This window comes from Peribacillus sp. FSL H8-0477 (assembly GCF_038002765.1).
Taxonomy (GTDB): domain Bacteria; phylum Bacillota; class Bacilli; order Bacillales; family DSM-1321; genus Peribacillus.
Genome location: NZ_JBBODE010000002.1, coordinates 128,057 through 144,680, shown reverse-complemented (window position 1 = coordinate 144,680; position 16,624 = coordinate 128,057). Strand labels below are relative to the sequence as shown.

At 42.9% G+C, this 16,624-nt stretch carries 9 protein-coding genes; 1 reads left to right on the top strand and 8 read right to left on the bottom strand.

The features are described 5' to 3' along the window. Positions 1–162 precede the first annotated feature (162 nt). A complete protein-coding gene (locus MHI18_RS12525) occupies positions 163–1,896 on the top strand; it encodes an AAA family ATPase (RefSeq protein ID WP_340847846.1) in 1,734 nt (577 codons plus the stop codon). 52 nt (positions 1,897–1,948) lie between these two features. On the opposite strand, the gene MHI18_RS12520 is transcribed toward MHI18_RS12525, so the two are convergent. The 8 genes from MHI18_RS12520 to MHI18_RS12485 form a co-directional block, all read right to left on the bottom strand. Further along, complete coding sequence (locus tag MHI18_RS12520) at positions 1,949–3,298, bottom strand: MFS transporter (RefSeq protein WP_340847845.1); 1,350 nt, start codon at positions 3,296–3,298, stop codon at positions 1,949–1,951. Further along, positions 3,285–4,040, bottom strand: coding sequence for a 4'-phosphopantetheinyl transferase family protein (locus MHI18_RS12515; protein ID WP_340847844.1), 756 nt, complete (start codon positions 4,038–4,040; stop codon positions 3,285–3,287). Before MHI18_RS12515 ends, MHI18_RS12520 begins: the two co-directional genes overlap by 14 nt. Positions 4,041–4,426: 386 nt before the next feature. Beyond that, the gene (locus MHI18_RS12510) at positions 4,427–4,648 is read right to left on the bottom strand and encodes an MbtH family protein (RefSeq protein WP_340847843.1); all 222 of its coding nucleotides are present in this window, start codon (positions 4,646–4,648) and stop codon (positions 4,427–4,429) included. After that, positions 4,645–11,823 (bottom strand): amino acid adenylation domain-containing protein, encoded by a 7,179-nt coding sequence (locus MHI18_RS12505; protein WP_340850280.1) that lies wholly within the window; start codon positions 11,821–11,823, stop codon positions 4,645–4,647. The genes MHI18_RS12510 and MHI18_RS12505 overlap by 4 nt, the downstream gene beginning before the upstream one ends. 35 nt (positions 11,824–11,858) lie before the next feature. Continuing rightward, positions 11,859–12,749, bottom strand: coding sequence for an isochorismatase (locus MHI18_RS12500; protein ID WP_340847842.1), 891 nt, complete (start codon positions 12,747–12,749; stop codon positions 11,859–11,861). Positions 12,750–12,778: 29 nt separating this feature from the next. Next, complete coding sequence (locus MHI18_RS12495; RefSeq protein ID WP_340847840.1) at positions 12,779–14,413, bottom strand: (2,3-dihydroxybenzoyl)adenylate synthase; 1,635 nt, start codon at positions 14,411–14,413, stop codon at positions 12,779–12,781. A 16-nt stretch (positions 14,414–14,429) separates the two neighbouring features. Beyond that, the gene (gene dhbC, locus MHI18_RS12490; protein WP_340847839.1) at positions 14,430–15,638 is read right to left on the bottom strand and encodes an isochorismate synthase DhbC; all 1,209 of its coding nucleotides are present in this window, start codon (positions 15,636–15,638) and stop codon (positions 14,430–14,432) included. Between the two features lie 57 nt (positions 15,639–15,695). Then, positions 15,696–16,481, bottom strand: coding sequence for a 2,3-dihydro-2,3-dihydroxybenzoate dehydrogenase (locus tag MHI18_RS12485; RefSeq protein ID WP_340847838.1), 786 nt, complete (start codon positions 16,479–16,481; stop codon positions 15,696–15,698). Between the last annotated feature and the right edge of the window lie 143 nt (positions 16,482–16,624).

Sequence of the window (16,624 nt, the reverse complement as noted above, 5' to 3'; positions counted from 1 at the left end):
TCCCTGCCGGCAAATTCAAAATGCTCAAATCCTGCCATCCATAAAATTAAACCTATATTTAACAAATAACATAATTTACCTAATTTTTTAGGTATTTTTACCCATTTATATTCTACCTTTATTTCTTATACTTGTAGGTATATTCCAAAAGGAGATGAGTAGTTGAATTCGAAGGTCAAGTTTATGTCGAAAATACTTCCAATTGTTAGTTTGTCATTTGTGATTTTAGCAGGTATTGCTTGGTATGTAATGGATAAAAGCCAAGTGACACCCCTCCCTTTTTCCTCAGTAGAGAAAACAATTAATGCTCAAGAGGGCCAGACTATCTCTATTAAAGAAAAGCCAAACGGTAAATTAGTGATTAATACCGCAGATGGCACATACGTTTCACATATCCCCCCAAACAGCCAAATGGTGAATAAATTAGTTTCCACTTATAACATAGATTATGTATATTCTTCAACGAATACCTATAGTATATGGATTTTAGGCGGCTTGGTCGGTTTACTTGTTGCAGCCGTTATAACGATCCAAAAGAAATCTAAAGGCGGTATCGGAATTAAAGGAAAATCTAAGAATGCCATATCGACAGCCCGCCCCCTTCCGTCTATCACATTAGCTGATGTAGGAGGACTACAGCCTGAAATTAAACAAGAAATCCTTCAAACCCTTACTACTCTAAAAGAGCCAGAACGTTCAGCAAAAATTGGGATCAAACCTCCTCAGGGCATCTTACTATACGGCCCTCCAGGGACCGGAAAAACTTTGTTAGCACAAGCCATTGCAAAGGAATTAGGAGCAAACTTCTTTTCAACAAGCGGTTCGGCCTTTAACGAAATGTTTGTCGGCGTCGGTGCATCTCGTGTTCGAAATTTATTTCAAAATGCTCGTAAGCAGACTCCTGCCGTCATTTTCATTGACGAGGTAGATGCACTTGCTGGACGTAGAAAACAAAATGGCGGTGAAGAGGGGGAAAAGACCCTTACCGAATTGCTTGTTCAGCTGGACGGCGGCCATTCAAATGAAGGCATCCTATTTGTAGCTGCTACAAACCGAAAGGATATGCTTGATGAAGCCTTTCTACGCCCAGGACGGATCGACTTTTCTTTTCAGGTCCCCCTTCCTGATACAACAGGCAGAAAAGAAATTATAGAGATACACGCCAAAGGGAAACAGCTGTCTCTAGACGTTCTCGCATCTCTTGATAAACTAGCTGAAAGTACGTCAGGTTTTTCTGGTGCTGACCTGAATTCGCTTTTTGAAACAGCCTCAAGACGAGCGTTACGTAATGGACAGGATTTAATAGAGAAAGATGATATTGATTATGCGATTGACCGGACTGTTCTTGGCAGTACCTCAAGAAGCTTGAATGACCCTGATACAAAACGCAGAGTGGCCATTCACGAAAGTGGACATGCCTTGATTGCCGCTCTAACTAAACCTGGTTCTGTTCGAAAAGCAACCATTATCCCTCGCGGCGAAGCCTTAGGGTATGTGGCACCCATTCCAAAAGAACTCCATTTAGCTACGGCAAGTGAATTGCTGGATCAAGTTAAAATGATCGTAGCAGGCGGCGTTGCTGAAAGAATGTATTTAGGTGAACATAGTGTCGGCGTAGGCGGGGACGTTCAGCAGGCGAAGCAGCTCCTTGAACAAATGGTCGATACGGGCCTGCTCCAAGACGGCTTTACCTTAACATTTAATAAAAGTGAGAAAGAACAAAAGATGCAAGCCCTTTTCACTCAAGCAATCCAGGAGACGGAAAGTTTAATTGATTTAAACCGTCCTCAATACGAAGAACTCGTAGAGGTACTTCTAAAAAAAGAAACGATTGATGGTACAGAGGTACAATTGATCGTTGATTCTCAAGAAGCAAAGGTCCTGTCATTTTCATAGTCGTGAATACGAAAAGAACCCATTTTGAACAATGTTCAAAATGGGTTCTTTATTAGCTGCTCTTTTGGTAGTCTTCTGGAGAAGGACATAATTTGAGATTCATCGTACTATTATATTGATTTTGGACAAAGCTAATCGATACCGCTGCGATCAATGCAGGAATCGCAAAGCTAAGAAAATTTATATAGATAGGCAGCTTCAACTGTATTAACAGCCCGCCGATTGTCGGTCCCATTATCGCTCCTAACCTTCCTACCCCCAAGGCCCAACCCAATGCAGTTGATTTCATCTGCGTTGGGTAGAACATGGAGATGTACGCATTGTTTAAATTTTGCGATCCAATCGTCGCTGCCCCAGCTACAGCGATTAGAACATAAAGAAAAAGGGAACCTGGTTTAAACCCAAGTAAGACCAGACAGACGGCCCCGATACTAAAGTAACTAATTAATACTCGTTTTGATCCAATTCGATCGGCTAACCAACCGCCGCACACCGAACCTACGATGGCTCCTATATTTAAACAGCATAAAAATAGCAAGCTTGAATTCAATTCATATCCTGCCTCAACCATTAGTTGAGGCAGCCATGTACCCAAACCATATACCATTAATAATCCCATAAAGCATGCAATCCAAAACATGATCGTGGACCTGCCGCGTTGATTTTCAAAGAGTTTTACGACAGGAACACCTGAGGTTGATAACTCATTTATAAATCGATCTGTATCATGAGGAACATAGGAAGGATCTAACCGAGTCACTATCTCTTTAGCCTTTTCATGTTCTCCCTTTTCCACATAATAATAGAGAGATTCCGGTAAATATTTAATTAGAAAGGGAATGGCGGCTAACGGAATAGCCCCAATGAAAAACATCCAATTCCATCCTACTGTTGGAATGACCTTCATTCCAAAAAGAGAGACTAATATGCCGCCTATTGAATAACCGCTGAACATGATTCCTACCATGATATTTTTTATTGCCTTAGGAGAATATTCAGAGGTTAGTACAACTAATAATGGTGGAATTCCCCCCAATCCAATTCCTGCAAGAAAACGGTAGATAGCAAAATCTACTGGTCCTTGTGCTAATCCCGTCAATAAAGTAAACGCACCAAACAGAGCCACACAACCAATAATGACTTTCTTCCTCCCTATTTTATCTGCTGCTATTCCACAAATAAGTGAGCCGATTAAGCCGCCAACTAAAGTTAAGCTTCCGATCAAGCCTAAGATACTTGGTGACGTCCCCCACTCTTTACTTAAGGTTGGAATAACTGCTCCAAAAACAGTTAAATCATAGCCATCAAACAGGATAAGGAAAACACACCATAGTAAAACAGATAAGTGAAAAGAGTTAAATTTACTCCCTTCAATAACCTGCGCAATGTTAATTTGTCTCAATTTTTATTCCTCCATATACATTGGGTTTCGTTACAGCCATGCCCAATCTCTCACAAATTTCTTGAAATGTGACAGAGATAGGCAGACTTCTAAACTGAGCAGCATTAGCATGATGAGCACAAACAGAGAGACGGTAGTTATCGTCTGCCTTATACTGTCTGCAAACATAGTCCATCATCTCTTTACCTGTCTGCACATCCTTTATTCGAATAGAGTCATTACTTCTATCTTTTTTTATAGAAAACTCCTTTAACGACTTGGACAAACCCTGCCCAACGGCTTTAATATAACTTTCTTTCAAGGTCCATATATCATAAAAGGCAGCCAGGCTGTTCTCATTTTCCTGTACTTCTTGATACTCTTCTTCAGTAAACAGCTCCTTAGCCAGGTGCAAATTAAATGGTCCTATGTATTCAATATCTACGCCCACGGCATCAACATGAACAGCACACACCACATAGTCACCCGAATGGGAGATGTTATAGTGAAAATCAGAGTACTCACATAAGAATGGCTTTCCATATTCATTGGTCTCAATTTTCAGTTCCCCGTCTATTGCACCGTATCGTTCTGTCAGCGCAAAACGAACGAGCAAATCGCCAACCAGTGAACGGTATGCGTCATCAATCTTCACAAACCTTTTCAATCGACTTTGTCTTTCTTTTGAAACATGAAAAAGCAATTTATCTAACACCGTAGTCTCTCTGTTCGCAGGTAATTTACAGGTATATACTTCAACCACCAGATTCCCTCCTTTCATTGGAACAAATAAATAGGGGCCGCTGATTAATATTCAGCAACCCACTATTCTAAACTTTCTATCTATGACTTACTCAATCTACCTTGGAATTAACTTTGGATGTTCTTGAAGTCTTCTTTCTTCAAACTTAGTGAATGAATAGACCTAAAACAAGAATGACTACCGTTACTACGTTAGATCCCGTCCCATTGTCATTTCACTTGTTCCCAAAACACTGGCTAATAGAGCAACACCTGCGGCAGAACCCACTCTATTTTGTACATTTATCCTTGAATTTGCTCTTCCCATTGACGATCGTGGCATCCATAGAAACCATAAACATGGCAATCACACAAACCATACAAACGACTAATTTTTGTCTATGCCACTTACTTTTTTCCATAGATGTTCGTAACAAGCTTTAAACTTTTAGGTTGAAGATCGATCCAATTTGCATTGATATAGTCCAAACAGTTTTTTTTGCTTTCTTCTCCATATATGGTGGACCAGCCTTCTGGTATATGTAAAAAGGCGGGCCAAAGGGAATGCTGGCCTTCTTCATTTATTAAAACTTTATACGTACCATCCTGCTTCTCAAAAGGGTTGGTCATCCGTTATCTCCACCTTCATTAATTAATGCGTAAGTTTTCATTTTTGCTAGCTTAGTTGCAATAACCTGTCCGATTTCTGCAAGCGGTTCAGGTTGACACATATCCTTGTGGCGGCAAACGATATCATGCTGTTCAATTACTCCTTTTATATATGGATGCCATGAATCCGTAGAAATGTCAGGAAACCATTCCGGCACGAGTGTCGATTTAAAGAATAAGACATCACCATTGAATACTCCCGGTTCGTATTCGCCCATGATGCGAACAGAATTAACATAGGTCTCTTTCAAATTAAGAATCGTTTCTTCTTCCAAACTAGCCAACGCGCTTCCATCCTGACGCAAAATTTCTATGGCACTAGCATCATCTAAAGGTTCGCTTCCTAATTTATTAGGTTCAAATCCGCCTAAAGCAAGCAGGGCAATTAAGGCTTCTTCATCACCTGGTGCGTCTTGGGTCGGCAAGAACTGACTAGGATAGGCATCTAGAATAGCGGCAAGTTGGACTTCTTCTCCCTCGTTTTGTAGTTGCACAGCCATGGCATGAACGACATTTCCACCCAGTGACCAACCCAATAAACGATAAGGGCCTTGCGGCTGGACTTTACGGATCTGTTTAATATAATCCTCTGCCATTTCTACTAGTGTTTCCGGATAACGCTCACGCTCTGAAATACCGCGAGCTTGCAGACCATATATCGGATAGTCCGGTCCGAGTGCTGTCATTAACCCCGCATAGCACCAGCTCAAGCCTCCCGCTGGATGTAAACAAAATAGCGGAAGCTCTTGACCACTTTTACGAAGTGGCAGCAGAACAGCCAAAGCACTCTGACTTGATCCCATTTCAAACCTTTCTACTAGACCAGCAATTGTTGGTGCCTCGAATAAATTCCCGATACCTAATTCAATGCCAAGCGCCTCACGTATTTTACTCATCAACTGGACAGCGAGAAGGGAATGTCCCCCCAAATCAAAGAATCCATCATCGATTCCCACCTGTGGTAAACCGAGAACATCCATGAATAGATTACAAAGGATTTCTTCTTGCGGTGTCCGTGGTCCACGCCCTGTTATGGCCGCACCGAATTCTGGAATTGGCAACGCCTTTCGATTAAGTTTTCCATTCGCTGTCAAAGGCAAATCTACCATTTGTACAAATGCTGATGGAATCATGTAATCTGGAAGGCTGGCTGCTACGTACCGTCGTAATTCAGCTGAATCAAAGTCCGTATTAGCTGCTGGCACTACATAAGCAACTAATCTCTTATCACCTGGATTGTCTTCGCGTACTATAACTGCAACTTGTACCAGTTCAGTACACTGGGCAAGTATTGCCTCAATTTCTCCAAGTTCAATCCGAAAGCCGCGAATCTTGATCTGGTGGTCGGCCCGGCCCAGATAATCTAATGAGCCATCCTCACGCCATTTGGCTAAATCTCCAGTCCGATACATTCGGCTTCCAGCTTGGCCAAATGGATTAGCAACAAAACGTTCTGCTGTCAAACCATGGCGTCCAAGATACCCTCGGGCTAAACCAGCCCCAGAAACATACATCTCACCAATCACTCCTGCCGGCACTGGTTGTAAACTCTCATCCAGTATATACACACCAAGATCCGGTATTGCACTGCCTATGAGACTGTTCGCCTTCACCGAGGTAATGTCTCGATTAAGCTCAAGATAGCTTACATGAACGGTGGTTTCCGTAATGCCATACATATTAATTAACTGCGGTGCATTTTCGAGATGACGGCTATACCAATCCTCCAAACGACTAAGTTCAAGTGCTTCCCCGCCATAAATCACATACCGTAACGCAAGATCCTGCCCAAGTTCCGGATGGTTCCGATCCGCCTGCATTAATTGATAAAAAGCAGATGGGGTCTGGTTAAGAACAGTGACTCGTTCATCCACAAGGAGCTGTAAAAACTCTTCAGGTGATCGGCTGATTGCATGTGGAACAACGACAAGCTTTCCACCTTGAAGAAGAGCCCCCCATATCTCCCACACTGAAAAATCAAAAGCATATGAGTGGAACATCGTCCAAACATCATCAGCGTTAAATTGGTACCATGCTTCTGTCGACCGAAAAAGCCTTGTAACATTCTGATGAGGAATGACTACCCCTTTTGGTACACCCGTTGAACCTGATGTATAAATAATATAGGCTGTGTTTAAAGGTGATATTGGCTGTTTCCGGTCACTGTCCAGTGGGTTTTCTGAAGAATATCGTGACAATTCTACTAGCGTGCTTGGATCATCCATTACAATTTGTTGGCTATGTATACCTGGGAGGCTGGCTGCCACACTGGAACTTGTAAGGACACAGCTTGGCTTTGCATCTTGGATCATGAATGTCAGTCTGTCGATTGGATAGTCTGGATCTAGAGGCAAATAAGCCGCCCCTGCTTTTAGTACAGCAAGTAAACCAACCACCATATCCAATGATCTTGGTGTAGCCAATGCTACAAACTGCTCCGCTCCTACTCCTTTATCCATCAACAGATGGGCAAGTTGGTTCGCCCTTTTGTTTAATTCTGCATAGGTTACTGATTCCTCTTCATATACGGCAGCAATTTTTTCAGGATACTTACTTACTTGTTCCTCAAACAATGCAGGCAAAGTCTCCTGCTCGATCTCTTTACCATGTGGATTTGATTCAACTAGAATTTTTTGACGTTCTTCTGATGCAAGTATGTTCAGCCGGCCAATTGGCTGATCAGGTTCTGTAACAGCGGCTTCTAATAATCGTACGTATCGATTAACCAGTAAATCCATTGATTCGTATTTATATAAATCTGTACTATATTCAACAAACCCGTTCATTCCATCCGGTTTCCCTATTTCATCATACGTTTCACGAATTTCAATCGTCATATCGAATTTAGACGTTCCAACACTAACTAACTCTAAGTTGGATTGAACATTTGGAAGTTCCAATTTTGGCTCAGGCGTATTTTGCAGGGCAAGCATAATTTGAAATAACGGATGCCTAGACCTTAAACGAGGGGGATTCAGTTCTTCTACCAAACGTTCAAATGGAATATCTTGATGGTCATAAGCCGCTAAATCAACTGTTCGCACCCTTTCAAAAAGCTCGCGGAAAGAAGGATTTCCGGAAGTATCCGTACGCAGCACTAGGGTATTAATAAATAACCCAACAATCTCACTCAAGGCATCGTCACTTCTCCCTGCAATCGGACTTCCAATTGGTATGTCAGTACCCGCACCAAGGCGAGTAAACAAGGCCGCAAGTCCCGCCTGTAACACCATAAATAAGCTGACACCATTTTCTCGAGCCAGTTCGATCAACTTGCCATGGAGGACAGGAGAAATGGTAAATCTCCTTGTATCACCCTTATAACTTGGTTCGATAGGACGCGGGAAATCCATAGGCAATTCCAATTGTTCAGGAAGGTTTGCCAACGTCTTCCTCCAATAATCAAGCTGTTCAGCGACTAAACTGACTTCCCCGTTGTCACGAGCCAACAACATCTCTTCCTGCCAAAGCGCATAATCTGCATACTGAACGGGAAGAGGAGTCAAGTTAGGCGCCTCCCCACGGATTCGGGCTTTATATGCTGCTGTTAAATCTCTCGTAAGCGGTGTGAGGGACCATCCATCAGCTACAATATGATGTAACAGTAAAACTAGAACATGCTTGTCTCGTTTCATCGTGAAAAGCTGCGCATAAATGGATGGCTCCATTGCAAGATTAAAGCTATACCGAGTAGCGCTGGTAATCTCCGCATCCAGTTCCGATTCTTTAATTCTTGTAATTAGCAATTCAACTTGTGCTTCTGAAGAGTCAATAATGTCTTGATAAGCATTTCCCTCGGTTACTGGAAAAATTGTCCGAAGCGTTTCATGGTGAGCAACAATGTCATTAATCGCGGCCTCGAGAGCCTTCGTATCTAAATCACCGGTTAACTCGATTACTAGTGGAATATTATAGGTCGGACTAGGACCTTCAAGACTGTGAAGGAACCACAATCTTCTTTGAGCAAAGGATAGAGGGATCTTTTCAGGTTTACTCGTTTTTTTCACAGGTAATCGTGCGCTTTTTCCCTGAGAGAGCGTTTTGGCAAGGCTCGATACAGTCGGTGCCTCAAAGATCTTTCCTATACCTAATTCCACTCCAAATGTACTGCGGATGCGAGCCATTAACGTTGAGGCTAGGAGTGAATGACCGCCTAAATTAAAGAAACTATCGTCTATCCCTACCCTAGAAAGACCAAGAACCTCGGCAAATAACTCACTCAAAATTTCTTCTTGCGGCGTTCTCGGTACTCGATCTGTAATGAGAGAGTAGAGGTCAGGCACTGGCAATTCTTTACGATTAAGCTTCCCATTCGGTGTCAGCGGTAACTCCTGCATCACAACGATTGCGGATGGAACCATATAATCTGGAAGACTGCTGCCGGCAAACTCGCGAAGTTCCCCTGAATCCACAGTTGAATTCTTTGAAGAGACAATGTAGGCTGCTATCCGTCTTTCCCCGGGAGTATCTTCACGAACAATCACTGACGCCTGTTCAACTTCTGGATGCTGGGCGAGCCTTGCTTCTATTTCTCCAAGTTCAATTCGGAAACCGCGTATTTTAACTTGATGATCTGCCCGACTAATATAATCCAGGCTTCCATCATCTCTCCAACGTACCAAATCGCCTGTACGGTACATCCGACTTCCTTTAGGGCCATACGGGTTGGCGACAAAACGTTCAGCTGTTAAATCAGGTCGGCCTAAATATCCACGGGCCAGACCCATTCCAGCAATATATAATTCGCCGACAATCCCTTGAGGAACTGGTTGTAATCCGGCATCAAGTACAAACACCTGTGTATTCCATAAAGGTGATCCAATAGAAGGCATACCTGCCTGGTTAGAATTCAGTGAATTTGACGTTGACCATATCGTTGTTTCAGTAGGGCCATATAGATTGGTTACTTCGCAGCCTATCTCCTGTAAGGCTGTGGCTAAGCTAATGGAAAGCGCCTCCCCGCCAACAAGCACCCTGAGATTCTTGATCACCTCTGGGTAATTGGCTACCATTGCTTGCCAAAGCGTCGGTGTCGCTTGCATAATCGTAATATCATGCTGTGTCATCATTTCTGCTAAAGCCTTAGGCTCTTGAATCGTCTCCTTAGAAGCAACGATGCAGCCGGCTCCATGAAGAAGCGGCAGGTAAATTTCTAAACCAGATATATCAAAAGCAATAGTCGTAACCGCTAAAAGCCTGTCTTCTTGATGCAAAGAAAATTGACTTTGCATAGAAGAAAGGAAGTTAATCAAGCTTTCCGATTGAATCACGACGCCTTTTGGTTTCCCCGTGGAACCAGATGTATAAATCATATATGCCGGATTAAGCGGTGATAGCTTGCCAATCCGTTTCGTGTCATCCACATTCTCAGTAGGATATTGATGCAGTTCTAACTCATCCAATATAACGAGCTCAGTTGCCCCGTCAATTGGTAACTTTGAAGCAAGCTCTTTGTTTGTTATGAGGCAAATTGGCTTCGCGTCGTTCAATATGTAATCGATACGGTCGATTGGGTAATCTGGGTCAATTGGTAAGTATGCGGCCCCTGTTTTTAATACACCCAACATGACCACAACCATGTTCACAGAGCGTGGTAAGGCAATCGCTGCGAATTTTTCGGGTCCTAGTTCTTTTTTTACTAATAGATGTGCAAGTTGATTCGCTCGCTCATTCAATTCAGCATAACTAAGAACGGTCTTTTCATCTGCTAGAGCTGTCAGGTACGGGGTTTTTGCTGCTTGATTTTCAAATAATTCTGGCAGACTAGCAAGAGGAATTTCTTGGTCTGTTTGATTCCATTGATGCATAACCTTCACGCGTTCTTCCGGTAACAGCACTTCAAGTTCCCCTATTAAATGGCCCCCCTCAAGATTGGCCACTTTTTCAAGTAAGCTTAAGAAACGGCTGTGATGGGTGGCTAACTCCCCCAACCCATACACTTCAGGATTCGCATCCAAATCGATTCTGAGTCCATTACCATCAGACTTGTCATAAATATTGATTGAGAGGTCATCGACGGGTCCTGTAGCCAACTTATGTGTTATCGCTTGATTACCGGCAAAATCCAACCCATAGTCAAAAGGCATGACATTAATTTGCGGACCGAATAATCGTTGATTATCACCAAGAAGCTTGAGGTCACGGCGAAGTTCTTCATGTCTATAATTTTGATGGCGGCGGATCGTACGTACTTCTTTTGATACTTGCTTGACTAAATCCCTCAACGTCATCTCCGGTTGTACCGCTAAACGGAGCGGGAGTAAGTTCATGACCATACTTGGAATATTAATTGAAGCAGATCCTAAGCGCCCCATCATCGGCAGAGATAAGATGACATCTTCCGTCCCCGTCAGACGATGGATATAAACAGCTGTGACGGCCATGGCCAATTCATGCCATGTTCCCCCATATTTATGAGCATTTTTTTTAAACGATTGTGCAGCGGCTGATGACAAATAACCCGTTTGACTAAGAAAACCAGTAGATGTCCTAGGTGCCCGTTCAGCAAGACTCATAACTTCCGGTTGATCGACAAAGCGCTCCAGCCAAAACTGCCGATCATGTTCAAATTTTTCTGATGCGCGATACCCTAAATCTTCTTCCAAAAGCTTAACAAAGGGGCTAAAGGCTGTTTCTTCACAGGTTCGACCTTGAACAAGTGCCGTATATAGTTTCGCCACTCGCTGCGATAGCAAGGAAAAACCGAAGGCATCCATAACAATATGATGAATCCGCTGATACCAGAAATACCGGTCTGCTGTGACCCTAAATAAGGCTTGAGAGAAGAGCCTATCCGTTTTCAAGTTAATGGGCCGAAGCAGATCTTCTTTCATCCATTGCAAGGCCTTCTCTGCAGGATTAATTTGATCACTTACATTCAAGAAATGAAAAGGTACTTCATCAGCGAATCCCATTACCTGATAGGGCCCATTTTGGTCTTCCCCAAATTGGAGATGTAAACTTTCTGCTTCCTTTACAGCCCTAGTCAGTGCTTCTTCAAACTTATTTAGATCAATGTTCCCTTTAATCTCTATGTACTCACCGGTATTATAAATCGGATTATTCGGTTCTAGCTGCTGGGCAAACCATATGCCGGACTGTGCGCCGGACAATGCCCAGCGCTGTTGGTTCTCCATATTACTCACTTCATCTATCCCCTTTCTGCCTCGGTTCAAGCTAAAACTTTTTTAGAGGTCAACAGATTCCCCCAAGCAGCAATCGTTGGTTTTTCAGCCAACTGCATGAAATTTATGTCTGCCCCTTTTTCTCTCAACATTTCCACAAGGCTCATCATGCGAATAGAGTCCATCCCTCTGTCAATTAAATCCTCATGATCATCGAGACCTTCAGAAGGATCTTCGCCAAGAAGTTCAAAAATAAGCGTTCTTACTTCCTCCAACGTCCGATTGGTTCCTTCCTGTTCAGGAGCTTCTAGCTGGTCAAGTAATTGACTGGTTGAAGTGGTAAACGCGCATCGTTCTGCTGCATATTTTATGGCCATTTTATGCTCTTCCAAAGAAAAATCTGCTACAGCATCTGCTACTAAAAAGGATTCTATATCCTGCATAAACGCTTCACTTGCGGTTAAGAGGCAGCCGATATGAGCATATACTCCGCAAATAATAAGTTGATCACGACCCTGTTCTTTCATTAATTCAAGAAGATTAGTTCTTTTAAATGCGCTGTATCTCCATTTAGTTAACACGATGTCATCGTCCGTTGGAGCAACCTCGCTCACAATATTTGTTTGGTTTGGATTATTATCGAGTCCCGGCCCCCAGAAATCAGTTAAAAGTGCACGGTCCTTAGGATCTTGTTCTCCAGGCTGAGCCGTATAAACAACCGGGATTCCTAATTCCATACAACGATTCTTAATGGTTGTTATATTCTTAAGTAATTCTGGTATGGGTGAATCGCCTTTTTCATAAAAATCGATAAAATATTGCTGCATGTCATGAATGAGAAGAACTGAACGTTTCGGTTCCGCTTTCCATGCTGCTTTATTTTTTGGTAAATCAGATTCAACAGGCATTGTATATGGTGTGATAGCAGGAATAGCCATCAAATCACTCCTTTATCCTCATTATTTTTTTATTTATGAATGACCGTACGGCTTGCACGTAACTTATCAGAAATTAGTTGTCGTAATGCTTTCTTACTCACTTTGCCTAATGGTGTTTTAGGAAAGGCCTCCATAAATTCCACACGGTCGGGAATTTTATAGGCAGCCAAACCCCTATCTTTTAAGAATTGTTTAAGTTCTCGAGCTTTAGGCGTTTCCCCTCGGGGAATCACGAAGGCACAAGACCGCTCCCCAAGATAGTCATCAGGCATGGAAACAATGGCTGCGTCATGAACAGATGTATGGGCCAGCAGGTGGTTTTCCACTTCTTCTGCTGCAATTTTTTCGCCGCCTCGATTGATTTGATCCTTATCTCGTCCTTCCACAGTCAGGTACCCTGAAGAATTCAAACTAACCAAATCACCTGTCCGGTAAAAACCATCTTTAGTAAAGGCCTTCTCGTTATGGGCCGGTGCATTATAATACCCGCAAATCGTATAGGGTCCCCTTGTTAATAAAGTCCCTACTTCACCAGGTGCTACTTCCCTATCCTCTTCGTCAACCACTCGAATTTCATCTAGTTCAGACATGGGTCTTCCTTGAGTGTTCACGACAATCTCTTCTGGATCATCAAGTCTTGTATAGTTCACTAGGCCTTCCGCCATCCCAAATACTTGTTGTAAGACACACTGAAATACTGGACCTACACGACGCGCCGCTTCAGCACTAAACTTTGCTCCTCCAACTTGAAGGACCTGAAGGCTGGATAAATCGTAATTGCGTGTTGAAACGGCATCAAGCCATCTCAAAGCCAGTGGAGGAACAAGTGCTGTTATCGTCGCGCCATATTTTTCAATGAGAGGGAACGCTTCATCGGGGCTTGGACCAGGTGAAAGAACAACCTGTCCACCTCCATACAGCGTACCCAGCGTACCAGGTGAGCTCATTGGAAAGTTATGAGCAATAGGAAGGGCCGCAAGATAGATACTATCTTGATTGATTCCGCAAATATCGGCACTTAACCGTAAACTGTATATGTAATCATCATGCGTTCTTGGAATTAATTTGGATAACCCGGTACTTCCTCCGGATAATTGAAGGAACGCAACATCACTCGGTTGAACATTCGTTTCCATTAAATCGGCAGGTTCTCCATATAAACGTTCTAAACAGATGAACTCCTCAGGTTCTCCTGCCACAATCACATTCAATAAGGTATCACTTTTCCCTTGCGCCCCTCTGGCTAGTGTTCTGTAATCAAATCCGTTGTGCTTATCCGGAATAATATAGGCGACCGCCTCAGTGAACTCGCAAAAGTAATCGATTTCGTTACTACGATGTGACGGAAGCGCGTAAACAGGTAGAGCCCCAATCCTAAATAATGCGAAACAGACCTCAAAAAATTCCACAATATTAGGAAGCTGGATCACCACCCGATCCATCTTCTTAATTCCAAGCTGTTGAAAACCTGCCGCTAACCGATCCACTTGGATATCCAATTCAGCATAAGTCAGGACTCTATCCCCGCCAGTAAGAGCGATTCGACTTCCATACATTTCTGCACGTTCACGCAGCATACTGCCGAAAGTTTCACCTTTCCAACAGCCTTCTTTTCTATATAAATCAGCCATGTTCTTAGGCCATGAAGTGAAACCGTTCAACATTAAAATCTCCTCCACATTACTTTGATAGCTTTGTAATTCCCATTGCGCGAAGCATGGTTTGAAGTTTAGCCGTCGTTTCAGCCAGTTCTTCTTCCGGTTTTGATTCCCCGACTACTCCTGCCCCTGCAAACAAACGAAGTTCGTTTTCTTCAACCTCTGCACATCGAATCGTAACGATCCATTCACCATCTCCTAGGGCATTACACCATCCAACCATTCCCGTAAAGAAACCACGGTCGAAGGATTCGATGTCCAAAATGGATTCCCTTGCTCGTTCCGCCGGTGAACCGCATACGGCCGGTGTCGGATGAAGGGCAATCGCAAGTTCTAAAGCAGAAGTCTCCGAATGGGCAAGTTCCCCCTTCACTTTTGTTGAAAGATGCCACATCGTCTCTGTACTTATTAATGATGGACTGTCAGGTACTTCTATGTGTTTCATGAACGGTCGAAGTGCTTCCGCAACTGCATTTACTACGACAGCATGTTCATGTAAATCTTTTGAAGACGAAAGCAGTTCCTTCGACCGTCTTTGATCTTCTACTGGATCGTCACTTCGCGGCCTAGAGCCTGCCAAGGGATTCGCGACAACACGTAATCCAGTCCTTGAAACAAGTAATTCTGGACTAGCTCCAATTAATGAATGGTCACGAATGAATTTTCCTTTTTTGTTTAAATCAACAGCGAATGTATACCCTTTTGTGTTTTGAGCAGCTAGATTTTGAAGAAGCTGATGAATCTCTACATTTGCAGATGAAGTAAGATGCAGAGACCTAGCCAGTACAATTTTGTCTAGATGACCACTGGCTATCTGAGCCAGCCCTTTCTCCACACCTTCTATATATTGAGCAGGATCGGGAACGAATTGTATTTCGTATACAGGAGGACTATCTGTTTCTACTGTCTTGCCAACCTCATATTCTTGTAAACTGGCAGACATTTGTACCGTCTGCGGTACATGCAGATGAGCTGGCTTTTTATAATCAAAGGGTATTGCCCCTGTGACGATTGGATTACTATGTCCTTGCTCTTTTGCATAAAGCAATGCCGCGGCAACTCGATCAATGAGTCCTTCCATTTGATTATCCTGTTCCTCATTTATTGGAACAGTGGTCATGGAACCTTTTCCTAATATGGTTTGGTTCGGACTTGATAGAAAGAAGTCACCAACTTGGTAATCATTCAACATTGGTTTTTCCAAAACGACAGAGCTAGGTTCCTGTTTCATCTAATCAACATCTCCCTTTTTTTATTGAATATTCAGTTATGTAAAACCAAGGATAGCTTAAGCGCCTAGGGTTGCTCCCCCATCCACACAGAGATTGCTCATGGTAATATGATTTGATTGATCCGATAGGAAGAAAAGAATCGCATCTACTATATTAGAAGGTTCAGCGATTTTTTTCAGCGGAATTCCCACCTTGAAAACTTCAGGAATACCATCTATTACCGTTCTCGCTCCATCATTGCCATCCCATAAAGACCATTGCATTTCTGTATCCGTCGAACCAGGGGCAACGATGTTACAGCGAATATTATATTGCGCTAACTCTAAACCTAAGCACTTAGTAAACATAGTCGCAGCTGCCTTAGATGCCGCATAAGCAGCTAAAGAAATTCTTGGAACACTTGCCGCGTTGGAACCTACTGTCACAATGGATCCATTTTTCCTCGAAACCATATGTTTACTGACGGAACGACAAACATTGAAAACGCCGGTAGAATTGACAGCAAACGTCCTTTCCCAATTAAGATCGCTGCATGACTCTATTAATCCTGGGGTAAGTACACCGGCTACATTTACCAATAATTCTATTGGACCGATCTCCCGCTCAACAGTATCAACCATTCTATCAATAGCCGAGCTATCACTTACATCTGCTGGAAACGCATAAACGTCTAACCCTTCAGACTTCAAAGCATCTACATGCTTCTGTAACTTTTCAGCTTGAAAATCAACCGCCGCTACAACAACACCAAGTTTCGCTAAGGTTTGAACCACTGTACCTCCAATGCCTTGCGCTCCTCCTGTGACCAGCGCAACTTTTCCCTTAAACTCCTGTTCGTACATACTTACCTCTCCCTTTCTTCATCAGAAACACTAGTTTGAATCGTATTCAATCTATTAAAGGCTCACTCCATTTAATCTAATCTTGGGAATTTCCACCTGTCTTATCAATAATGAGAATCATTATCAATCAAATTCTACAGGTA